We start from the raw sequence: 22,900 nt of genomic DNA on the forward strand, positions 1-22,900 counted from the left end.
CTGTGACTTATTCAACAAGTCTGCGGAAGGGTCGCGCGGGGGCGCGTCGATCACCGCCGCGTACTGCTGCCGGACCTCACCCACGGCCCGTAAGGCTGAGAGCCGAAGGGCCCCTCGGTTCCCGGGAGTCCTCCCAGCGACCGACGGGCCCTTCTTCTGCCGCGTCTTCTGCTTCGGTGCTCTCTCCCCTGTGGCGGTCAGGCCCGTGCCGCGGCCAGTTCCGCCTCGATCAGGTCGGCGGCCCGTCGGGTGCCGCCCTCCTTGGCCATCCGGGCCTGGAGCTCCGCCAGGCGCCGGGCCACCTCCGGGTCGTCGACCAGGGCGAGGGCGGCGGTGCGCAGCGCCTCGGCGGTGGCCTCCTCGGTCGGCAGGTGGCGTGCGACGCCGAGCCCCTGGAGCATGTCCGCGTTGCCGAACTGGTCCACGGCCTGCGGCACGGCGATCATCGGTGTGGCGGTGGCCAGCCCTTCCTGGCTGCCGCCCGCACCCGCGTGGGTGACGAACAGGTCGGCCTCCTTGAGGATCGCCAACTGAGGCACCCAGGACCGGACTTCGACGTTGTCCGGTAGGTCGCCCAGCTCGGCGGCGTCGACGTGCTTGCCGACCTGGAGCACCACGTGCCAGCCGGGCAGCCCACCGAAGGCCTCGACGCACTCCCGGTAGAAGGCCGGCTGCTTGGTGAAGGACGACCCGAGGGAGACCAGGACGACCTTCTCGGCGCCGTGGGGACGCTGCCACTCCCCCTCGGCGGAGCGGTCGCCCTGGCAGGCGCCGACGAAGGTGTACGTCTTCTCGTCGACCCGGTCGGCGTTCGGCTGGAGGGCCTTGGGGATCAACACCAGGGAGCGGTCGGGGTAGCTGGTGAACACGTCGGGGTGCACGGTGATCCCGTTCTCCTCCAGCCAGGCACGGAAACGGGCGTAGTAGGCCTGGCCGCGTTCGGTCTTCAGCGGCTCCTCCCACATCGGCTCGCCGATCTCCTTGTCGTACCCCTCCCAGGCCACCAGGTTCGGCGAGAGGGAGACCACCGGCACGTTCCAGCGGTGGCCGAGAACGCGGGCCGGGTAGGAGGTGATGTCGTGCAGGACGAGATCCGGCTCGTCGCCCCGGTACGCCTCGATGAGCTGCGGGAGCGCCTGGACGGCGTCGTGGAAGAACGGCTCGACGTTGTCCAGCAGTGTGGTCCCCCAGGCCTCCGGGTCGGCGTCGGGGCCGGGGAGCGTGCTGTTCCACAGCTTGGGTTCGGCGCCCGTCTCGGCGACCTTCTCCGCGAAGAGCGGCGGGATCGCGTACGTCACCCGGTGCCCTCGCGCGACGAGCTCGCGGATCACCTCCAGACTGGGATTCACGTGCCCGTGCGCGGCGATGGAGAACATGGCGATGTGAGCGGGACTGGTCATGCGGAGAATGTAGCCGAGACGAGACGTCTCGTACAACACCTTTTCCCGCAGGTTCGGCGTCAGCGCTGATAGCGGGCGAGGACGAGGTTTCCGTCCTTCTCCAGGCGGCTGCGCAGCTCCTCCAGGTCGATCGCTCCGCTGTAGTACTCCTGGAGCGCGGGGGTGGCCACCTTGTCCTTCCATTCGGGATAGCCCCTCACGGACTGCGCGGGCGCCGTACGCAGCTGCCCGGCGAGGGCGATGCCCGTGGCCCAGCCGTGCTCGGCGGTGTGCAGGGCCGGGTCCTTCAGCGCCTCGGTACCGGTGGGCAGCATCCAGTCGCCGAGGGCCAGGCGCACCATGTTGTCCGGCTGGAGGAGGAAGTCGACGAACGCGGCGGCCTGCATCTTGTGCGGGCTGTCCTCGGCGATCGAGAGGGTCTGCGGGCTGACGCCCTGGGTGAGCCCTTCGGCGCCGGCCGGGGCGGGCAACACCTGCCAGTCGAAGCCCTCGGGTGCCTGCTGCTGGATCTGCTGGCGGTAGGAGAAGCCGAGCGGCACCATCGCGTACTTGCCCGCGAAGAAGCCGGGCAGGGTGTCGGAGCCGCCGCTGCCGAGGGTGGTGGAGGAGGCACTGTGGTCCGTGTTGACCTGGCCGTGGATGGTGCGGGGCACCACCTGGTCGCCCGCCTCGAACCGGACGGTGACCTTCCCGTCCGCTCCCCGGTGGAACAGCTTCCCGCCGGTGGACAGCGACAGGTTGAGCGTGGCGGACACGGGCTCCTTGAGCGGCCAGGCCACTCCGTATCTCCCGTCGCCGCTGAGCCGCTTCGTCACCTGCCGGAACTCGGGCCAGCTCCAGGGGTGTTCGGGCGTGGGGATCCGGACGCCCGACGTCCGCAGCAGGTCGGCGTTGGCGATCAGCACCCGTGGCTCCTGGAGGAACGGAACGCCGTAGACGCCGTCGCCGAAGGTGACCGTCTCCCAACTGCGCTGCGGGATGTCCGACCTCAGCCGTCCCGGCAGCAGGTCGGTCAGGTCGGCGAGGTAGCCGCCGTGGGCGAAGTCCGCGAGGTCGTCGGAGGCGTCGTGGATGATGTCGGGCGCCTCGCCGCCCTCGAAGGAGGTGAGGAGCTGGTCGTGGACGCTGTCCCAGCTGCCCTGGACGTACTCGACGCGCACGTCCGGGTGGGTGGTGTTCCACTCCCGCACCAGTTCCCTGGTGGCCGCCACGGACTCCTCCTGCCAGGCCAGGGACTGGAAGCGCAGGGTGATCCGGCCGTCGTCCGCCCCGTCGCCGCCGCCCGAGCAGCCGGCGAGCAGCAGGGCGAGGGAGGCGAGCAGGGTGATGATCCTCGTGCGTGCCCGCATCAGCCCTTCACCGCCCCGGCGAGCATGCCGCCCGTGATCCGGCGCTGGATGAGGGCGAAGACCACCAGCGAGGGCAGCGTCGCGAGGAAGGCGGCCGCCGCGAGCGGGCCGAGGTCCGCGACGCCCTCGGCGCCGATGAAGTGGGTGAGGATCACCGGCAGGGTCTGCTTCTCCGGTGTCTTCAGCAGCACCAGCGCGAAGAAGAACTCGTTCCACGCGGTGATGAAGGCGAACAGGGCCGTCGCCACGATCCCCGGCGCGAGCAGCGGCGCGGTGACCGACACCAGCGTCCGCAGCCGCCCGGCGCCGTCGACCGCCGCCGCCTCCTCCAGCTCGGCCGGCACCGCCCGGACGTACCCGGCGAGCATCCAGAGCGCGAACGGCAGCGACCACACGACGTACACCATGACCAGCCCCGGTACGGAGTTGATCAGTCGGAGGTTCTTCAGGACCAGGAAGAGCGGGATGATCAGCAGGACGAAGGGAAAGGCCTGGCTGACCACGACCCACCCGGTGGCCGCCTTGGTGAGCCGGCCGCGGCGCCGGGCCATGACGTATGCCATCGGCGTCGCGATCACGACGGCGACCACCGCGGCGCCGAGCGCGGCGAGCAGCGAGTGGAGGGCGGCTCGCAGCAGCGGCTGTTCGTCGAAGGCCTGCCGGAAGTTGTCGAGGGTGGGGTTTTGTGGGATCCAGGTGGGGTGGAGGCTTGCCAGCTCCTGCGGTGGCTTGAACGCGGTGGAGACGAGCCAGAGGAACGGGAAGGCCAGGAAGACGAGATACGCGAGCAGCGCGGCGTACTGGCCCACGCGGGCCCCTGTCGAGGTCCTCATGCCTCGTCACCTCCCGCGGGCCGACCCTTGGGTTGGCTCCTGAGTCCGCCTTTGAGCCGGCCGGCGAGGAAGACGGCCAGCAGGACCGAGATCACGGCGACCATGACGCATCCCATCGCCGCGGCGTAGCCGAACTGCCCGTAGCGGAAGGCCTCCTCGTAGGCGAAGAGCATGGGCAGCCGGGTCCTGCCACCCGGTCCGCCGTTGGTCAGCACGTAGACCAGGGCGAAGGAGTTGAAGTTCCAGATCAGGTTGAGCGCGGTGATGGCGAGCGCGACGGGTCTCAGGGCGGGCCAGGTGACCGTGCGGAAGCGGCGCCAGGCTCCGGCACCGTCGACGGCGGCGGCCTCGTGCAGCTCGCGCGGGGTGTTCTGGAGTCCGGCGAGCAGGGCGACCGTGGTCTGGGGCATGCCGGCCCAGATTCCGACGACGATGACCGCGGGCAGCGCGGTGGCGAGGCCGCTGAGCCAGTCCCGGCCGTCGCCGAGACCGAGGTCGCGCAGGGTCTCGTTGAGGATGCCCGCGTCCGGGTTGTAGACCAGCCGCCACATGATGCCGACGACGACCTCGGGCATCGCCCAGGGAACGATCGCCAGGGCGCGGGCCGGCCAGCGCATCCGCAGGTTCTGGTTGAGCAGCAGGGCGAGGCCGAGCGCGAGCAGGAACTGCGGCACCGTCACCCCGACGGCCCACAGCAGCCCGATGCGGAACGACTCCCAGAACAGCGTGTCCCGCATCAGGTCCTGGAAGTTCAGGGTGCCGACCCACTGGGTGGGCTGCGTCCGACCCGACTGGGCGTCGGTGAACGCCAGCAGGACGCCGTAGAGCAGCGGCCCGACGCTGAGGACCAGGATGGGGATCAGCGCGGGCAGCACCAGGAACCAGGCGCCGTGGTCGGGGCCGCGCCGCTGCCGGTCCCGGCCGGGCGCGCGACGCGCCGGTCTGCTCGGCTCGGTCACCAATGTCACGCAATCAGCCCCTTTGCACGGCTCGAGCGGGCCTGGCCATGGTCGTGAAGGCGCCGTGCCCCGTCAAGACACCTCGCACACGCTCCCACCTGTGCGAATGCGACACTGGCCGACGGTTGGCGGGAATCCGCCGGACATGACGGACACGGAGGCACACAACGATGGACGAGGCACGGGCGCGGGAGGTGCTGGCCGCGGCGGGGGTGCTGCCCGGCCGGGCACGGGAGGCGCGGCTGCTCGCCCTCGGCGAGAACGCGGTGTTCGCCGCCGGTGGCCTGGCCGTCAAGGTGGGCCGCGACGCCGAGCTCCTCGGCCGCGCACGCCGGGAACTGGCCGTCGCGGTGTGGCTGGAGGAGGCCGGGGTGCCGGCGGTGCGGGCGGCCGACCCGACTGCGCTGTTCGTCGACGGGCACCCGGTGACCGTGTGGCAGCGGCTGCCCGACCCGGTGCGGCCCGCCGAGCCGCGGGACGTGGCCGCGCTGCTCCGGCTGGTCCACGCGCTGCCCTCCCCCTCCTTCGAGCTGCCGCCCCGCGAACTGCTGGGCGGTGTGGAACGCTGGCTGCGACTCGCGGGCGACGTGATCGACCCCGCGGACGCCGCGTACCTGCGCGAGCGGCGGGACGGCTTCGCGACGGCCGCCGCCGCGCTCGTCCCCCATCTTCCGCCGGGCCCGATCCACGGCGACGCGCTGCCGCGCAACGTGCACGTGGGACCCGACGGGCCGGTCCTGGTCGACCTGGAGACCTTCTCCGCCGACCTGCGGGAGCACGACCTGGTGGTGATGGCGCTCAGCCGGGACCGCTACGGGCTGCCCGCCGAGGCACACGACGCCTTCACCGCGACCTACGGCTGGGACGTACGGGAGTGGAACGGCTGCGCGGTGCTGCGCGGCGCCCGGGAGACGGCCAGCTGTGCCTGGGTGGCCCAGCACGCGCCCAGCAACCCGAAGGCACTGGCCGAGTTCGAGCGCAGGGTGGCGTCGCTGCGGGACGGGGACCCGACAGTGCGGTGGTATCCGTTCTGACCGCGCGCCGCCTTCCGGCCCGCGGTCCCTGACGGGGGCTTGCGGACCGGGGTTTCCGATACCAGGGGTTTCCGGTACTGGCCACTCCCGATACCGGGCTCGTCCGATACCGGGCTCGTCCGATACCGAGCCTTCCGATACCGAGCCTTCCGGTACCGGGTCAGACCCGCTCGTCGGCCGGTTCGCGCACCGGCCATCTCCCGTCGATGACGGCCGTGGTGTCGCCCTTGCGGCGCAGGAAGCTCTGGAAGTCCGCCGCCCACTCGGCGTACCACTCGATCTGGCGGTGGTGCAGGTCCGCCGGGCCGAGGGACGCGACCTTGGGGTGGCGGCCGGCTATCGCGCAGGCCAGCCGGGCCGCGGCGAGGGCGTCGGCCGTGGCGTCGTGGGCGGCGTCGAGCGGGACGCCGTATTCCCGGCAGACGGCTTCCAGATTGCGTTTGCCGCGGCGATAGCGGTCGACCGAACGGTCGATGGTGTACGGGTCGATGACCGGGGCCGGGTCCAGGCCGCCGAGGCGGTCGCGCAGGGACGGCAGTCCGTAGCGTCGCAGTTCGGCGGAGAGGAGAGTGAGGTCGAAGGCCGCATTGTAGGCGACGACCGGGACGCCCGTCTTCCAGTGGGCGGCGAGCACACCGGCGATGGCGTCCGCGACCTGGTCGGCGGGCCGCCCCTCGCCGGCCGCCCGCTCGTTGGTGATGCCGTGCACCGCCACCGCGTCCGCCGGGATCTCCACCCCGGGGTCGGCCAGCCACTCCCGGCGTCCTCGCGGTTCCCCGCCCACGACCTCGATCACGGCCCCCGTGACGATGCGTGCCTCACACGGATCGGTGCCCGTCGTCTCCAGGTCGAAGCCGATCAGCAGCTCCCGGTGCCAGCCCATGGGCGGTCCCCCTTCTTGGTGGTGCGTTCCCCCAGTGGTCTCCACCTTCCCATGGGCCACTGACAACCAGAGGATCGCATTCCGCTTACGCCCGGGGCCGGCCCCACCCCCGGCCCCGCACCCCGCCCAACACCCGGCCCCCCGCCCGGCCCCCGCCCGGTCCGGCTCCGGACCCGGCGCCGACGCTCACGACACCGGACGCGAATCCGCCCACATCAGCTCGAACTCCTCGCGATAGGTGGGGAAAAGTCCGCCTTCGTCGACCTGGTCCGACTTCACCACCTTGCCGCCGTTCCGCCCGTTCCGCAGGACGAGCACCGGCGCCTCCATCCCCCGCGTCCGGCGCAGATAGGACTGCACGACCGCGATGCCGTCGACGCCGTCCCCGTCGACGAGGTAGGCCGTGAAGCGCGGTGTCTCGTCGAAGACCTGGATCTCGAACGCGCCCGGGTCCCGCAGCCTCGAGCGCACCCGGCGCATGTGCAGGATGTTCATCTCCACGGCGCGGCTCAGCTCGCCCCGCTTGATGCCGAGTTCACGCTCCCGGCGCTTGATCGCGCTGGAGGCCGGGTTCAGGAAGAGCAGCCGCACCCGGCCGCCCGACTCGGCCAGCCGGAGCAGGCGGCGGCCGGAGAAGTTCTGCACGAGCAGGTTGAGGCCGATACCGAGGGCGTCCAGCCGTCGCGCGCTGCCGAAGATGTCCTCCGCCGGAAACTGGCGCAGCAGCCGCACCCGGTCCGAGTGCACGGCGACCACGTCGGCGTAGCGGTCGCCTACCAGGTCCTCCACGGCGTCGACCGGCAGCCGCCGCGTGGCCGGCACGTCGCCGCCCGCGCCGAGGACCTCCAGCAGCCGCGCCGAGGCGCGCTCGGCCTGGTTCAGCACCGCCTCGGACAACGCCCGGTTGCGGGAGACGACGTTGCGGGTGACCTCCAGCTCGTCCAGGGCGAGTTCCACGTCGCGGCGCTCGTCCAGGTACGGCTCGAAGCAGGGCCAGTGCTGGACCATCAGCTCGCGCAGCTGCGGCAGGGTGAGGAAGCTGAGGACGTTGTCGTCGGCCGGGTCGAGCAGGTAGCCCTTGCGGCGGCTGACCTCGCGGACGGCGACGGCCCGCTGCACCCACTCCTGGCCGGCGGGTCCCGCGGCGGCGACCACCCACTCGTCGCCGTGCACGGGTTCGTAGACCGGCCTGAGGACGGCGGCCACGACCGCGCGCAGCCGCTGTTCGACGAGGTTGAGCCAGATGTAGGCCCGGCCGGCCCGCTGCGCACGGGTGCGCACCTCGTGCCAGGCGTCGGTGTCCCAGTCCAGCTCCGGACCGATCGCGCCCGCGCTCATCGGCCGCGCCAGGGACACCGCACCGGGCGGGACGTCCGTGGAGTTCTCCTGGTGACCTTCGTCACCAGGAGGCAGCTCCAGCCCTCCCGAGCCCACCCGCGCACCGCCTTCCGCTCCCCCGGAGCACTACCGGTCAGACCCCGTCTCAACGATCAAGGAAGGGTACTCCGCGAGCGGTCCGCGGTGCAGCCCGATGGACCGGCCGGTTTTCCCAACGACCGTGATCCCCGGGACCGTTCCGGTCCGCCGGACACAGGGGAGTGAGCGGATTCATAGCGGTGACGCCGCCCGGTACGGGGAAGACTTCCTCGCGCCCCCACCGGGGCACTTGCCGAGGAGAACGCCGAGGGGCGGGTAGGAGGACGTACGTGCCAGGTGGTCGCCTCACTTTCGGGGAGACTTCCGGGGGACTCGGACCCAAGGCGTCCGCACCGGCGCCGTACACCTGAAAGAGTCGTGTCCATGCAGGTATGGCCTGGAGAGGCGTATCCACTCGGTGCCACGTACGACGGCGCCGGCACCAACTTCGCGGTCTTCACGGAGGCCGCCGACCGAGTAGAGCTGTGTCTGCTGCACGACGACGGCTCGGAGACCGCGATCGAGTTACGGGAGAGCGACGCGTTCGTACGGCACGCGTACGTGCCGGGCGTGATGCCGGGGCAGCGGTACGGCTACCGCGCGCACGGCCCGTACGCTCCGGAGCGCGGGCTGCGCTGCAACAGCGCCAAGCTGCTCCTCGACCCGTACGCGCGTGCGATCAGTGGCTCGGTCCAGTGGGGCGAGGAGGTGTACGGCTACCACTTCGGCGACCCCGGCCGGCGCAACGACCTGGACTCGGCACCGCACTCGATGACGTCGGTCGTGGTCAACCCGTACTTCGACTGGGGCGACGACCGGCGCCCCCGGACGGAGTACCACCACACGGTGATCTACGAGGCCCACGTGAAGGGCCTGAGCATGCGGCACCCCGGGCTCCCCGAGGAGCTGCGCGGCACCTACGCGGCCCTCGCCCACCCGGCGCTGATCGAGCACCTCACCGAGCTGGGGGTGACCGCGCTGGAGCTGATGCCGGTACACCAGTTCGTCAACGACCACCGCCTGGTGGACATGGGCCTGAACAACTACTGGGGCTACAACACGATCGGCTTCTTCGCCCCGCACAACGCCTACGCCTCCTGGGGCGACCGCGGTCAGCAGGTGCTGGAGTTCAAGTCGGCGGTGAAGGCGCTGCACGAGGCAGGGATCGAGGTCATCCTCGATGTCGTCTACAACCACACCGCCGAGGGCAACCACCTGGGTCCGACGCTGTCCTTCAAGGGCCTCGACAACCCCTCCTACTACCGGCTGGCCGACGACCCCCGCTACTACACGGACACCACGGGCACCGGGAACTCCCTGCTCATGCGGTCCCCGCACGTCCTCCAGATGATCATGGACTCGCTGCGGTACTGGGTCACCGAGATGCACGTCGACGGCTTCCGCTTCGACCTCGCCGCCACCCTGGCCCGGCAGTTCCACGAGGTGGACCGGCTGTCGTCGTTCTTCGACCTGGTGCAGCAGGACCCCGTGGTCTCGCAGGTCAAGCTGATCGCCGAGCCGTGGGACGTCGGCGAGGGCGGCTACCAGGTGGGCAACTTCCCCCCTCTGTGGACCGAGTGGAACGGCAAGTACCGGGACACGGTGCGGGACCTGTGGCGCGGTGAGCAGCGCACGCTGGCGGAGTTCGCGTCCCGGCTGACCGGGTCCTCCGACCTCTACCAGGACGACGGCCGCCGCCCGCTGGCCTCGATCAACTTCGTGACCTGCCACGACGGCTTCACCCTGCACGACATGGTGGCGTACAACGACAAGCACAACCACGCCAACGGCGAGGACAACCGGGACGGCGAGAGCCACAACCGGTCCTGGAACTGCGGCGTCGAGGGCGACACCGACGACCCGGCGGTGCTGGAGCTGCGGGCGCGGCAGATGCGGAACCTCATCGCCACCCTGCTGCTCTCCCAGGGCGTGCCGATGATCAGTCACGGTGACGAGTTCGCCCGCACCCAGCGGGGCAACAACAACGCCTACTGCCAGGACAACGAGCTGGCGTGGGTGGCGTGGCCGGACGGAGACGGCGACGGTGACGGCGACGGCGACGGCTCCGGCACCGGGCTGCTGGAGTTCACCCGTGCGATGGTCTGGCTGCGCAAGGACCACCCGGTCTTCCGCAGACGCCGCTTCTTCCACGGACGCCCCGTGGAAGGCACCCACGACGAGCTGTCGGACATCGCCTGGTTCACCCCCGAGGGAGCGGAGATGGCCCAGCGGGACTGGAACTCGGCGCGGGCGTCGGCGCTCACGGTGTTCTTGAACGGCAACGCGATCTCGGAGCCCGGCGCGCGCGGGGAGCGCATCGCCGACGACTCGTTCCTGCTGATGTTCAACGCCTCGCCGAAGCCGCTGGACTTCGTGGTGCCGGTCGACCACGGCCGGCAGTGGGAGGTGGTCGTCGACACCGCCCTGTCGGAGGGAGTGCCCCCGGTCCCGGCCGCGAAGGTGCAGGCCGGGGACCGGCTGATCCTGCTGGACCGGAGCCTGACGGTGTTGCAGCGGCCGGTCTAGGGACGCAGGGGCGTGTCCCGCGAAAGACACGCCCCTGCGTCCGTGCAGGGGGCGCGATGACACGAAAGGCGGCGGGGCGGGTACGTAGGTCTCCATGACACCTGAGCGACCCGACCCGGTGCTGCCCTCGACCTCCCCGGCCCCCTCGGCCACCTACCGGCTGCAGCTGCAGCCCTCGTTCCCCTTCGGGGCCGCCGCGGCGGCGGTGCCGTCCCTGGCCTCGCTCGGTGTGTCGCATCTGCACCTGTCCCCCGTCCTGGAGGCGGTCCCCGGCTCGCAGCACGGCTACGACGTCGTGGACCACGCGCGCGTGCGCGGGGAACTGGGTGGCGAGGAGGGACTGCGGGCACTGGCGCGCACCGCGCGGGAGCACGGTCTCGGCCTGGTGCTGGACATCGTGCCGAACCACATGGCGATGTCCCCCCGCCACAACCGCGCCCTGTGGGAGGTGCTGCGCGAGGGACCGAAGTCGCCCTACGCGCGGTGGTTCGACATCGACTGGGAGGCGCAGGGGGGCCAGGTGCTGCTGCCGGTGCTCGGCGCCCCGGTCGGCGAGGTACTGGACGAGCTGAGGGTCGACGGCGACGTACTGCGCTACCACGACCACGCCTTCCCCCTGCGGAGCGGCACCGCGGACCTGCCGCTGCCGCGGCTTCTGGACGCGCAGTGGTACCGCCCGGTGTGGTGGCGGCTCGCGCGCACGGAGCTGAACTACCGGCGCTTCTTCAGCATCTCCGAGCTGATCGGCGTGCGCGTGGAGGACCCGGTGGTCTTCGAGGCCACGCACGCCACGGTGCTGCGGCTGCTGCACGAGGGGGTGGTCGACGGGCTGCGCGTCGACCACCCCGACGGCCTCGCCGACCCCGACACCTACCTGCGGCGCCTGCACGAGGCCACTGGCGGCCGGTGGACGGTGGTGGAGAAGATCCTCGCGGACGGGGAGCGGCTGCCGGCCGCCTGGCCCGTCGCGGGCACGACCGGCTACGACGCCCTGCGGCACATCGACGGGCTCTTCACGGACCCGGCCGGGTACGGGGAGTTGCTCGGCCAGTACCGCAGGTTCGCCGCCCCGCAGACGGACCGGGGCGGGGACTGGGCGGCGACGGTGCGGCGGGCGGCGTACAAGGTGCTCACGCACGAGCTGGCCACCGAGACGGACCGGCTGACCCGGGTGGCGCACCGCCTGTGCGTCGCCTCACCGGAGCCCGCGCTGCGCGACCGGGCGCCGTGGGCGCTGCGCACGGCGCTGCGGGAGCTGCTGGTCCGGCTGAAGGTGTACCGGCCGTACGCGTCGGTGGACGCGGCGTCGATCGTCACCGAGGAGGCGGCGGCCGAGGCGCGGCTCGCGTTCGCGGTGCCTCAGGAGGCCGGCGCGGTGGACGTCGTACGGGGTCTGGTGCTGGGCCGGTACGGGGACGGGCCCGGCCACGTGGAGTTCCGCACGCGGTTCGCGCAGACGGCGTCGGCGCTGCGCGCGAAGTCGGTGGAGGACACGGCGTTCTACCGCTACGTGCCGCTGCTGTCGGCGACCGAGGTGGGCGGGAACCCGGCAAGTCCCGCCCTGTCGCCGGAGGACTTCCACGCGTACTGCGCGCGCGTGCAGCGCGACTGGCCCGCGACCGGCACGGTCGTCTCCACCCACGACACCAAGCGCAGCGCCGACGTACGCGCCGCGCTGGCGGTGCTCACCGAGTGCCCGGAGCGCTGGGCGGACGTGCTGACGGAGGTCACCCGCACGGGTGACGGCGTGCCGGACGCGCAGCTGGCGTGGGCAGCCTGGCAGACGGTGTTCGGGCTGGGGCCGGCGGACGGTGGGCGAGTGCGGGAGGCGCTGCTGAAGCATGTGCGGGAGTCGGGGATGTACACCAGCTGGACGGAGCCGGAGCCGCCGTACGAGGAGGCGGTGGTCCGGTTCGTGGCGGCGGGGCCGTGCGGCGCGCCGGGCGAGCGGGTGGCCGCCTTCCGCGACGCCCTGGAGCCGCACATCCGGGCCAATGTCCTCGGCACGGCCCTGACGCACCTGACGATGCCGGGGGTCCCGGACCTCTACCAGGGCACGGAGGACGAGTATCTGGCCCTGGTGGACCCGGACAACCGCCGGCCGGTGAGTTTCGGGGAGAGTGGGGGGATCGGAGGGTCCCGCGACGGGGAGAAGGGCGCGGTGACCCGGGCGGCGCTGGCCCTGCGCGCGCGGCGGCCGGACGTCTTCGGCGACGCGGCGACGTACGAGCCGCTGCGCGCCGAGGGACCGGCGGCCGCGCACTGCGTGGCGTTCGTCCGCTCGGGGGAGGTCCTGACGGCCGTGACCCGGCTGTCGCTGCGGCTGGCGGAGGCGGGCGGCTGGCGCGGGACCGCACTGCCGCTGCCGCCGGGCCGGTGGGCGGACGCGCTGACGCCCGGTCGGGAGTTCACCGGGCACGCGCCCGTGGCGGAACTGTTCGAGGGCGTGCCGGTGGCGTTGCTGGAGCGGGTGCGGGCGGCGGAGGGCGGCGGGGGCCGACCGGTGGCCGACGGAGCCCGACCGGTGGCCGATGAGGGCTGACCGGTGGCCGACGGAGCCCGACCGGTGGCCGATACCGCACTCGGCTCGGAGGCCGGACACGTGTCGCCGCTCACCGGTCCGCCCGGCTCACCCCTCCGTGTCCCACGCGAACACCGCCCCCGTCCGCGCCGCCATCACGCACGGGTTGGGGAAGGTCTGCGTGTACTCCACCGGCCGGTCCCGCCACTGACCGTGCGCGTGGGCGGTCACCGGGGCGTAGATCATCGGGCAGTGGGTGTCCCGCGGCGGGATGTCGGCGATGCGGCCGCCGGCCGCGTCGAGCTCCGCGCAGGCGCGGGCCGCGTGGGCGTGGCCGCGGGGCGGGTGGCACAGCAGCAGGGCGTCGCGCGTGGCGCCGGAGTGGTCACCTGACGGGGTACCGGGCAGGACGTCCGGCCGGACGTCCTGCTGGGCGTCGCCCCGGGTGAGGGTGAGATGGAGCCAGTCGTTCGCCGGTTTCCGCTCCGCGGCGGCCTGTGCGGGGGTGGCGCAGGTGAGGAGGAGGGCGGCTGCTGCCAGGAGGGCGGTGCGTGCCGCCCGGGCGGTGGTGGTGTGGGTCATTCCCGGTGCATCGGCACCGCGGCCTCGGAACCCCAGCCCGGCTCACCCGAACGGGATCCCGCGGTGGGGCGCCGCGCGGCCAGTTCGAAGGCGGCGAGTACGACCCGCGTCTGGTACTCCACCTGGCGTGCGACCGGTATCCAGCGGGCCGCGCAGCCGTCGCGGTAGTCGGCGCAGCCTTCGTCGACGAGCCGGTCCAGTTCGGGCAGCACGCCCGCCTGATCGCCTCCGGTACGGGTCACCAGCTGGTGCAGCAGCCCCGCGGTCCGCAGGGACAGGCGCCGTCCGGCGAGTCGCAGGGAGACCAGGTGGGCGGTGTTCATCGGCGGCAGTGAGCGGCCCGAACCATCGTCGGTGTCGGGGTCCCAGGCGTCGGCCAGCCGGGGGCAGACCAGCAGGTAGTCGTCGACCGGTGCGAGGAGGTGTGCCGCCCCGGGCACGGTGGCGAGGTGGGGGCGGAGCCGGGCGAGGACGCGGTGCAGGCGCTGGGTGTCGTGCCGCAGGGTGCGGCTCACGGAGCGCAGCACCCCGTCCCGGTCGGCCGGGGGCGAGCCGTCCGCCACGGCGGCGACACCCCACATGGGCGCCTCGACGACCGCGGTGACCGTGCCGTACCGCTGCGGGTGGCACCACGTCGAGTCGACGGCGGCCTCGGTGATGGCCGCGGTGAGGTCCCCGCGGCGGGGCGAGGGGATGTGGTAGACGGCGGGGCCGAGATCGGGCCAGTACAGGGTGTCGTAGGCGCCGAGTTCGCGGGGGACGCCGAGCCGGGCCGCGGTGTGGGCGATGCGCTGGGCGAGGCCCGGCAGCTCGTGGGTCACCTCGACGAAGCCGCCGCCGACGTCGACGCCGTGCAGGGAGCACTGCAGGAAGGGCCGCAGTTCGTCCTGAAGGGTGAGCAGGGCGCGGGTCTCCGGCAGCACGGCGCGGTCCGGGCCGTCGGGCAGCCACTCGGGCTGTTCCAGGAAGCCGGGCCGGAAGAAGTTCCGCGCGTAGCGGCCGAGGGTGTACGGGCCGGACAGCCAGCCCTCGTTGCGGCGCAGACCGTCGGGGTCGACGGACAGCAGGAGGTTCCAGGTGGCGTCGGCTCCCTGGGTGAGACGCGGGTCGGCGAGAGCGCGCTCGGCCAGGCTCAGGGCGGTGGCACCGCCCACGGGCTCGTTGGCGTGCGGTCCGGCGACAACGAGGATCTGGCGGCTGCCGTGGCCGACGGAGAGCAGCAGCAGCGGGACACCCGAGCGGGACGTGCCGACGCGGCGCAGCCGGGCGTCCCCGGGGTGGCGGGTGACGAGTGCGGCGGCCCGGGCGCCCAGCTCGTCCACGGTCGGATAGCACAGGAGGGGCGGCAGGGCACACCTCCACGATGCGGGCCGTCGGTTCACCTGACGTGCGCGGTGTACGCACAGTCAGTCACGACTTCAGGGGTACGTCAACACCATGAAAAGCAAAGGGGTTTGTCCTATCAGCCGCCCCGTCGTGATGCGCAACTTCGGGTGAAGCCCAGGCCAGAGCTGTGCTCCGTCCCTTCCTCCGGCTCAGTTCACCGCGAGGCGGAAGGCCATCTGGCCGAAGCCGATCTGGTCACCCTCGCGGACGACGGCCGCACCGATGACCCGCCGTCCGTTGACCGTGGTGCCGTTGGTGGAACCGAGGTCCCGCAGCACCCACATGCCGCCCTGCCGGCTGAGTTCGGCGTGCACGCGGGAGACCGTCTCGTGGGTCAGCCGCAGCCCGCTCGCCGGATCGCGTCCTATACGCAGCGGATGACCGCCACCGGAGTGGGGCAGCAGCAGCTTGGGCAGCCGCTCGGCCTGCCAGGCCCTGCGCAGCCGTACGCCGAACCCGGACACGGCCTCGACGGTGCCGAACACCAGCCGCGACATCCGCCCCTCGGTGGCGAGGTCGGCGGTGAGCGGGGCGAGTTCGTCCGGGCGGCGAGCGGCGAGCGCCAGCTCCATCCTGCGGATGTACGTGTCGTGCGACAGACGTCCCATGGCGACGCCGTCCCGGAGCAAGTTCAGCGCCTTGTCGCGCTCCGCGTCGGACAACCGCGCGGGGTACGTGTTGAACTCGAAGGACGACGTCACGCAGGTGATTGTCGGTCAGCCGGGCCGGAGTGTCCAGAAAACGGGAAAACGGCCGCCACGCGCGCCGGGCACGGCCGTCACCCTCGGATCACGGCACGACACCCGCCGCAAACGGGGACTTTCAGCAGCGCGGAGATCACTTTTGCAGGACCATGGACGGGCTACATCACGGTGAGCAGACGAAGGGGAACCGTCCGTGCAGTTCGAGGTGTGGGCACCGCAGGCCGGCCGAGTCACGTTGCAGTGCGACGGCGCCACGCGCGCTTTGGAGCGCGATCCGGAGCGGCCGGGGTGGTGGTGCGCCACGGCCGAGGCGCGTGACGGCTCGCGGTACGGCTTCGCGGTGGACGACGGACCGGTGCTGCCGGACCCGCGGTCGCGCCGGCAGCCGGACGGACCCGACGGGCCGAGTGCGGTCGTCGACCACGGACGGTACGCGTGGCGTACCGACTGGGCCGGGCGCTCGCTGCCCGGTGCCGTCCTGTACGAGCTGCACGTGGGCACCTACACGTCCGAGGGCACACTCGACGCCGCCGCCGAACGGCTCGGCCACCTGGCGGACCTCGGCGTCACGCACGTGGAGTTGATGCCGCTGTGCCCCTTCCCCGGTCGGCACGGCTGGGGGTACGAGGGGGTCTCGCTGTGGGCCGTGCACGAGCCGTACGGCGGCCCCGAGGCGCTGAAACGGTTCGTCGACCGGGCCCACGCACACGGTCTGGGCGTGGTCCTGGACGTGGTGCACAACCATCTGGGCCCGTCCGGCAACCACCTGCCCGCCTTCGGCCCGTACTTCACGGACACCCACCACACACCCTGGGGCGTCGCCGTCAACCTCGACGCTCCCGGCTCGGACGAGGTCCGTGCCTTTCTGGTGGACAGCGCGCTGGCGTGGCTACGGGACTACCGGATCGACGGACTGCGCCTGGACGCGGTGCACGCCCTGGCCGACACGCGCGCGTGCCACTTCCTGGAGGAACTGTCGACCGCGGTGGACGGCCTCGCCGCCGACCTGGCCCGTCCGCTGTTCCTGATCGCCGAGTCCGACCTCAACGACCCGCGGATCATCACCCCGCGCGCGGAAGGCGGCCTGGGCGTGCACGCACAGTGGAACGACGACTTCCACCACGCCCTGCACACCGCGCTGACCGGTGAGTCTCAGGGCTACTACGCCGACTTCGCGCACGCTCCACTGGCGGCGCTCGCCAAGACGCTGACGCGGGGCTACTTCCACGACGGCACCTACTCCAGCTTCCGGGGCCGCCGTCACGGCCGGCCGCTGGACCGCGGCCGGGTCGCCGCGCACCGGCTGACCGGCTACAGCCAGACCCACGACCAGGTCGGCAACCGCGCCCAGGGCGACCGCCTGGCCGCCCTCGTCTCCCCCGGTCTCGCGGCCTGCGCGGCCACGCTGACGCTGACCGCGCCGTTCACACCGATGCTGTTCATGGGCGAGGAGTGGGCGGCGGGCACGCCCTGGCAGTTCTTCACCGACCACACCGACCCGGGACTCGCCGAGGCGGTCCGCGGCGGCAGGCGGCGCGAGTTCGCCGCGCACGGCTGGAAGGAGGAGGACGTGCCCGACCCACAGGACCCGGCGACACGCGAGCGCTCCTGCCTCGACTGGTCCGAGCCGGAACGCGAGCCGCACGCGCGCGTACTGGCCTGGTACCGCCGGCTGATCGCCCTGCGCCGCGAGCAGCCGGACCTGACCGCCGCCGACCTCGCCGACACCAGGGTGGCGTACGACGGTGAGGCGCGCTGGCTGGCCTTCCGGCGCGGCGACATCCGGGTGGCCGTCAACCTGGACTCCGAACCGGCGGCGATCCCGCTGGGCACCCGCCCCGCTCGCGTGCTCGCCGCATGGGAGCCGGTGCGGGCGCCGGGCGAGGACGGGGTGTTGCGGGTGCCGGGCGAGTCGAGCGTGGTGCTCGTGCAGGAGTGACTTGTACAGGAGGTGACTCCTGCAGGAGTGAGGGGCGCTCAGGGCGGGGTGTCGTCCGTGCCGTCCTCGCGCAGCTCCGTCACGCGTTCCAGCAGGATCGGCTCCCAGGCGCGCCGCAACCGGGTCCTCAGCAGGGGCGGGAGCAGGGGCGGGAGCAGGGGCGGGAGCAGCGGCGGCACGGACACGGGTTCGGCGGACCGGCCGGCGAGGGCTTCGGCGAGGTGGACGAGGGCGTCGCAGCGGGCCAGCCACAGGCCGCGCAGGCAGGGGCGGGCACCGTAACCGGCGAGGGTGGCGGCACGGACGGCGGCGGGCGAGCCGACACAGAGCGCGAGTGCGGCAATGTCCTCGGCCGGGTCGCCGAGGACCGCCTCGGTCCAGCCGAGGACACCGCGTACCCGGCCGTCGGCGCCGACCACGAGGTGCTCACCGGCCAGCCCGTGGTGGACGAGGACCGGCGCGCCGGGCTGCACACCGAGCTGAGCCGTCGCGGCCCGGGTGAGCCGCTCCGGCCGGGCGGCGTCGAACTCGTCGGCCTCGGCGAGGTGGCGGACGGCCCGCTCGGCACTCTGCCGCAGCGTCTCCAGCGTGCGCGGGGCGGACCGGGGCACGCCGAGAGTCTCGGCCTGACGGACCGGGACCTCGCGCAGCCCCGCGAGCATCGCCGCGAGGTCCGCCTCGCCGAGGGCCGACACGTCGTGGCCCTCGCCCGGCCCGGCGGGCACCCCGGCGTCCAGCGTGTAGGTCAGCCCCGGTGCCCACTCGCCGTGCGCCACGCTCGTCGGCACGGCGACGGAGACGTACGGGCGGACCAGCTCGCGCAGGCGCAGCTCGCGCCGCTGCCGTACCGCGGCCCCGCGGTCGGGGGCCAGGCGCAGCACGTGCCGGTCGCCGACCCACCAGGTGGCGGGTCCGGCGCCCGGCGCGACGGGCCGTACGTCGTCCTCCGCCCTCTCGCCCAGCAGGGAACGGACCAGTCGGCGGACGGTGTCCGCGGTGGGTGTCGGTGCCTGGGTCATGGTCGCGCCGTCGTCTTCCGCATCTGCCGGGGCGCTCGGGCCCGCCGGGGCGTTCGGGGCTCTTCGTCGCCGCTCACTCCACTATGACCATCTCCCGGGTCGTGTCGTTGAGACGCCGGCCGCCGTCCTCGGTGACCGTGACGATGTCCTCGATGCGTACCCCGAACCGGCCGGGCAGATAGACGCCGGGCTCGACGGAGAAGCACATGCCGGGCACGAGGAGCTGCTCCTCGCCCTCGATCATGTACGGCGGCTCGTGCGTGGTCACGCCGATGCCGTGCCCGGTGCGGTGGATGAAGTACTCGCCGTAGCCGGCGCCGGCGATGACCGCGCGGGCGGCCCGGTCGACCTCCTGGCAGGCCACCCCGGGCCGTACCGCACCGAAGCCCGCCTCCTGCGCCTCGCGGACGAGGTCGTGCACCCGGCGCTCCTCGTCGGTGGGCGCGCCCACGTGGACGGTGCGGGAGGTGTCGGAGCCGTAGCCGTCCTTCAGGCCGCCGAAGTCGAGCACGATCATGTCGCCGTCCCCGATGACGCGGTCGCCGACCTCGTGGTGCGGGTTGGCCCCGTTGGGGCCGGAGGCGACGATGGTGAAGTCCACCTGGGAGTGCCCGAACCGCCGCAGCAGTCCGGCGAGGTCGGCGGCGACGTCGGACTCCCGCCGCCCGCCGAAGGGCACCTTGCGGATCTCCTCGAAGGCGGCGTCCGCGGCCGCACCCGCCGCCGTCAGCAGCTCCAGTTCCGCCGTGTCCTTGACGGCGCGCAGCATGGGCAGCGCCTCGGTGAGGGCGGCGTACGAGGTGTCGGGCAGTGTGCGTTGCAGGGCCAGCAGGTGTATCGCCCAGGCGTTGTCGCTGACGCCGAACCGTCCGGAGCCGTCGAGGAGGGCGGCGGTGGCGGCGTAGGGGTCCTTGCCGTCGGTCCAGTCGCGCAGGGTCAGGGCGGGCGCGCCGACGGCCTTCTCCGCGTCGGGCGCCTCCAGTGTCGGGACGACGAGGACGGGGTCGCGGCCGGCGGCGAGGACGAGCAGAGTGAGCCGTTCGGTGGCCGCGGTGGGCGCGTAGCCGGTGAGCCACACGAGGTCCGGGCCCGGCGCCACCAGCAGTCCGGCCAGCCCGGCGTCGGCGGCCGCCCGAGCCGCGCGCTCCATGCGGGCCCGGTAGTCGTCGGCGGTGAAGGAAGCAGTGGGCGCGCTGCCGGTCATCCGGGTCTCCCTGAGCGACAAGAGTGAAGGGGCTACGGGCAGCATCCTGCCCCCGGCGAGGAGGTGACGCGAGCCGATCGGCAGGGAACGACCGTCACGCCGTTGCCGGACTCCTGCCGACCGCCCCACCCGGATTGCCTCGTCGCGCCGCTCGGCCGGCGGACGGCAAGGCCTCCGGTCGGGTCGGCCCACCACGTGCCGGACGGCACGGGACGGCTCACGAGCCACATCCGTGCGGTCAGGTGACGACCCCCGGTACGGCCGTCAGCTGCTGGTAGCCGCCGCTACCGCGACGCACGGTGACCTTGACCTCCTTGCCCGGCCGGGCGCGGGCCACGGCTCGGGCGAGGTCGGCGGCCGAGTCGACCCGGGCCGTACCGAACGCCAGGAGCACGTCGCCCCGGACCAGGCCCGCCGCGTATCCGGGGCCGGGCACGTGGACTCCCACGACCAGGGCCCCCGGCTTCTCGTCGTCCACGGCCTCCACACCGAGGGTCGCGGCGGCCGGCACCGGGGACGGGGACGACGACGTGCCGGCCGGCGGACGCTCCGGGGCGGCCCGGCCTCCCTTCGGCACCGCCACTTCTCCGGCCGCACCCGACGGCCCCGCCTGCCGTTGCAGTTCGGCGAGTCTGCTCATGCCGATCACCGTGGCGCCCATCGTGCCGAGTCCCGCGCCCGCCAGGAGCAGGACCGTCGCGGCGCACACGACCAGCAGCAGGGCGGTGACCCGTCGTCGGCGCCGGCCCCCGGCCTGCGGACGCCGGGTGGTGTCGGGTGCGGTGCCGGCCCCCGGCTCCTGACCGGGCATCGGCTTGGGTCGCAACGCTGTCTGTTCCATGGTTCGCCTCCGGCAGGTGCTCTACCCGGCGCACCGGCGCGTGACGAGCCACGAAAGAGTGAGACTGACCGAGGGTCAGCCGAGCGCGGACAGAACGGTGCGCCTCGGGACGGGCACGGCCGGGATCCGGTCCGGGAGGAAGCCGTGGGTGCGCCCGGCGAGGTACCCGGCCTTGTACCGCGGGACCTCCCGGTGCCAGTTGAGGATGCCGGCCATCCAGTTCTGCAGATCGGTCACATACCCCTGCATGATGGCGCGCGCCTCGTCCGACAGCTGGAAATCGTCGTATACGACGGGGAGTTCATGCGCGACGACGTGCTCGAACTGGCGCATGCGCTGGTTCATCAGGTCCTGGACGACGGGCAGCGCGGTCGGATAGTCGACGCCGAAGAAGTTCTGCACGACGAGGACCGCGTTGTGGATCTCGCCCTCGTACTCGATCTCCTTCTGGTACGAGAAGACGTCGTTGAGGAGGCACGCGTAGTCGATCGCCGCGTTCTCCAGGGAGCGGACGGGACCGCTGCGGTAGACCTCGGGCGGCACGGCGGGGCCGTGGCCGGCGCGGCACAGGCCCAGGGTGAGGTCGGAGCCGAAGGTGGCGCGCCGCATCTCCAGGTAGTCCACCGGGTCGGGGACGCGGTTCTGGATCTGGTTGGCCAGCTCCCACACCCAGGCCTCGGTCATCTTGTCGACGGCCGTCTTCAACGGGAGCCGCTCCTCGGGCGTCATGCCCGCGGTGGTGCGTGCCCACAGGTCGATCAGGGAGCGTTCCATGGCGTTGGCGGGCGGCGGGACCGGCTCGGCGTCCAGCGGCATGCAGGCCGACAGCCGGGCCGTGGTCACCCGGGCGGCGGCCAGGTCGCGGCGGTGGCCGTAGACGAGCGGGTAGTAGTCGTCGCCGTAGGTGCCGAAGGCCAGCCAGCCGGAGGCGAGGTTCAGCTGGTCCTGGGTGGCGTCCGGGTCGAGGCCGGCGGCGCACAGGGGCAGGTCGCAGCTCGCGAGCTTGTCCTCGTCCCACACCCCTTCGCTGAGGAACCCGATGCGGTGGGACCACTCGAACAGGTGCTGTCGGGCGCCGTCCAGGGCGGGACTCAGCTCCAGCGGGAACGGCATGCGGATCTCGGGGATGACCGAGGGGCCTACCTTCTGGAAGGGCGTGTACGTGTAGGGCCGCGCCCGCTCGGCGGCGGCCGCGGCGAGCAGCCCGCCGACGTCGGCGGCGGAGGTACCGGGGCCGGTCAGCGCCTGCCAGGGGGCCGTGGGCCGGGCCCCCTTGTTCATGTAGCGGCTGGAGCGCATGTGCCATTCGTGGCCGCCGGACTGCCAGTCCTGCAGGCCCTTCGCGTACGCCCCGACGGCGGCGACCTCGGCCGGGGTCAGGCCGCTCTCCAGGGCCACCGCGGGCACCTCGGTGAACGCGGTGTGCTCGAACTGGTGCAGCCGGGAGGTGAGGACGTCGTTGACCAGCTCGGCGGCCTCCTGGGTGGTGCAGTCGAAGAAGGTCTCCAGGACCAGCACGCCGTTGCTCAGCTCGCCCTCGTCCTCGACCTCCCGCTGGTAGGAGAAGAGGTCGTTGCGCAGGTGCACGGCGTCGGAGAACGTCTCCATCAGCACCCGCAGCGGCCTGGAGCCGGCGACGGCGGAGGGCACCTCGGCGGTCGCGTACTCCACGAGCCCGGCCGACCAGGGTGCGCCGCCGACCTTGCGCCGCATCTCGATGTACTCGACGGGGTTGGCGACGCGTCCCTCGTTGATGTTGGACAGCTCCCACAGGGACTCGTTGAGCAGGTGCTCGGTGGCGACGGCGAAACGGCCGCGCCAGTCGGCCGACATCGCGGGCACCGTGCGCCTCCAGAGGTCGGCGAGGCCGGCCTCGACCGGGTTCTCCGGGGCGGGCGTGTCGGCGGCGGGGTCGAGCGGCATGAACAGGGGGAGCCGGTCGAGGTGTGCCTTGCCGCCCACGCGGTCCTGGCTGCGTTTGAACTTCTCCAGGAAGTGGTCGTCGAAGAAGAAGACCCACACGTACCAGTCGGTGACGAGGGAGAGCGCCGGCCCGTCGCAGTCGGGGTGGGTGTAGGCGCAGAGCAGGCCGTAGTCGTGTGCGTCGAGGTCGGACTGCTCCCAGACCCCGGAGCCCTCCAGCATGCCCATCTCGCGCGCCCACGTCGTCGAATGGGCGCGGGCCTCGTCGAGGTGTGGGTTGAGCCGCGCGGGATGCGGCAGGTAGAAGTGCGGGAGTTCGAAGGGCTGTCGCGTCATGGCCGGGCACTACCCACGGCCCTCCGGGCACATCCACGGGCCGGG

17 protein-coding genes are annotated in these 22,900 nt (G+C 72.7%); 4 read left to right on the forward strand and 13 right to left on the reverse strand.

The annotated features are described in order from the left end of the window. Positions 1–197: 197 nt before the first annotated feature. Genes ABEA26_RS12410 through ABEA26_RS12425 form a run of 4 tightly spaced genes read right to left on the reverse strand, consistent with a single transcriptional unit; the run spans position 198 to position 4,550 of the window. The gene (locus tag ABEA26_RS12410) at positions 198–1,400 is read right to left on the reverse strand and encodes a glycosyltransferase (RefSeq protein WP_425587826.1); all 1,203 of its coding nucleotides are present in this window, start codon (positions 1,398–1,400) and stop codon (positions 198–200) included. Positions 1,401–1,459: 59 nt separating this feature from the next. Beyond that, positions 1,460–2,749, reverse strand: a complete 1,290-nt coding sequence (locus ABEA26_RS12415) for an ABC transporter substrate-binding protein (RefSeq protein ID WP_345591919.1) — start codon at positions 2,747–2,749, stop codon at positions 1,460–1,462. Then, positions 2,749–3,582, reverse strand: coding sequence for a carbohydrate ABC transporter permease (locus ABEA26_RS12420; RefSeq protein WP_345591921.1), 834 nt, complete (start codon positions 3,580–3,582; stop codon positions 2,749–2,751). Before ABEA26_RS12420 ends, ABEA26_RS12415 begins: the two co-directional genes overlap by 1 nt. Next, positions 3,579–4,550 carry a carbohydrate ABC transporter permease gene (locus ABEA26_RS12425; RefSeq protein WP_345591922.1) on the reverse strand — a complete coding sequence of 324 codons (972 nt, stop codon included), beginning with the start codon at positions 4,548–4,550 and terminating at the stop codon, positions 3,579–3,581. Before ABEA26_RS12425 ends, ABEA26_RS12420 begins: the two co-directional genes overlap by 4 nt. Positions 4,551–4,711: 161 nt before the next feature. Between ABEA26_RS12425 and ABEA26_RS12430 the strand changes: the two genes are divergently transcribed. Then, entirely contained in the window at positions 4,712–5,575 is an 864-nt protein-coding gene (locus tag ABEA26_RS12430) for a phosphotransferase enzyme family protein (RefSeq protein WP_345591924.1), read from the forward strand. Positions 5,576–5,735: 160 nt separating this feature from the next. Here the strand turns inward: ABEA26_RS12430 and ABEA26_RS12435 are convergent, their stop codons facing one another. After that, the gene (locus ABEA26_RS12435; RefSeq protein WP_345591926.1) at positions 5,736–6,458 is read right to left on the reverse strand and encodes a 3'-5' exonuclease; all 723 of its coding nucleotides are present in this window, start codon (positions 6,456–6,458) and stop codon (positions 5,736–5,738) included. Between the two features lie 186 nt (positions 6,459–6,644). Further along, positions 6,645–7,892, reverse strand: coding sequence for an SAV2148 family HEPN domain-containing protein (locus ABEA26_RS12440; protein ID WP_345591928.1), 1,248 nt, complete (start codon positions 7,890–7,892; stop codon positions 6,645–6,647). A gap of 366 nt (positions 7,893–8,258) precedes the next feature. On the opposite strand from ABEA26_RS12440, the gene glgX reads away from it, so the two are divergent. Both glgX and treY read left to right on the forward strand, forming a co-directional pair. Further along, positions 8,259–10,400: a glycogen debranching protein GlgX gene (glgX, locus tag ABEA26_RS12445; protein ID WP_345591930.1), complete on the forward strand. Its 2,142-nt coding sequence runs from the start codon at positions 8,259–8,261 to the stop codon at positions 10,398–10,400. Between the two features lie 94 nt (positions 10,401–10,494). Beyond that, positions 10,495–12,942 (forward strand): malto-oligosyltrehalose synthase, encoded by a 2,448-nt coding sequence (gene treY, locus ABEA26_RS12450; protein WP_345591932.1) that lies wholly within the window; start codon positions 10,495–10,497, stop codon positions 12,940–12,942. An 87-nt stretch (positions 12,943–13,029) separates the two neighbouring features. On the opposite strand, the gene ABEA26_RS12455 is transcribed toward treY, so the two are convergent. The 3 genes from ABEA26_RS12455 to ABEA26_RS12465 form a co-directional block, all read right to left on the reverse strand. Further along, the gene (locus tag ABEA26_RS12455; protein WP_345591934.1) at positions 13,030–13,503 is read right to left on the reverse strand and encodes an SSI family serine proteinase inhibitor; all 474 of its coding nucleotides are present in this window, start codon (positions 13,501–13,503) and stop codon (positions 13,030–13,032) included. Continuing rightward, positions 13,500–14,825 (reverse strand): M14 family zinc carboxypeptidase, encoded by a 1,326-nt coding sequence (locus tag ABEA26_RS12460; RefSeq protein WP_345591936.1) that lies wholly within the window; start codon positions 14,823–14,825, stop codon positions 13,500–13,502. Before ABEA26_RS12460 ends, ABEA26_RS12455 begins: the two co-directional genes overlap by 4 nt. Positions 14,826–15,038: 213 nt before the next feature. Next, positions 15,039–15,590: an FHA domain-containing protein gene (locus ABEA26_RS12465; RefSeq protein ID WP_345591938.1), complete on the reverse strand. Its 552-nt coding sequence runs from the start codon at positions 15,588–15,590 to the stop codon at positions 15,039–15,041. A gap of 196 nt (positions 15,591–15,786) precedes the next feature. Between ABEA26_RS12465 and treZ the strand changes: the two genes are divergently transcribed. Continuing rightward, on the forward strand, positions 15,787–17,532 hold the full coding sequence (treZ, locus tag ABEA26_RS12470; RefSeq protein WP_345591940.1) for a malto-oligosyltrehalose trehalohydrolase: 1,746 nt from the start codon (positions 15,787–15,789) through the stop codon (positions 17,530–17,532). Positions 17,533–17,570: 38 nt separating this feature from the next. Here the strand turns inward: treZ and ABEA26_RS12475 are convergent, their stop codons facing one another. The 4 genes from ABEA26_RS12475 to cyc2 all read right to left on the reverse strand — a co-directional run bounded on the left by ABEA26_RS12475 (position 17,571) and on the right by cyc2 (position 22,855). Next, complete coding sequence (locus ABEA26_RS12475) at positions 17,571–18,551, reverse strand: aminoglycoside phosphotransferase family protein (protein ID WP_345591941.1); 981 nt, start codon at positions 18,549–18,551, stop codon at positions 17,571–17,573. Between the two features lie 73 nt (positions 18,552–18,624). Beyond that, positions 18,625–19,755 (reverse strand): aminopeptidase P family protein, encoded by a 1,131-nt coding sequence (locus ABEA26_RS12480; RefSeq protein ID WP_345591943.1) that lies wholly within the window; start codon positions 19,753–19,755, stop codon positions 18,625–18,627. Between the two features lie 238 nt (positions 19,756–19,993). Then, positions 19,994–20,596, reverse strand: coding sequence for a PDZ domain-containing protein (locus ABEA26_RS12485; RefSeq protein ID WP_345591945.1), 603 nt, complete (start codon positions 20,594–20,596; stop codon positions 19,994–19,996). A 75-nt stretch (positions 20,597–20,671) separates the two neighbouring features. Continuing rightward, on the reverse strand, positions 20,672–22,855 hold the full coding sequence (gene cyc2, locus ABEA26_RS12490) for a germacradienol/geosmin synthase Cyc2 (RefSeq protein WP_345591946.1): 2,184 nt from the start codon (positions 22,853–22,855) through the stop codon (positions 20,672–20,674). Positions 22,856–22,900: the final 45 nt, after the last annotated feature.

The organism is Streptomyces marokkonensis (assembly GCF_039539045.1).
In the GTDB taxonomy this organism is placed as follows: domain Bacteria; phylum Actinomycetota; class Actinomycetes; order Streptomycetales; family Streptomycetaceae; genus Streptomyces; species Streptomyces marokkonensis.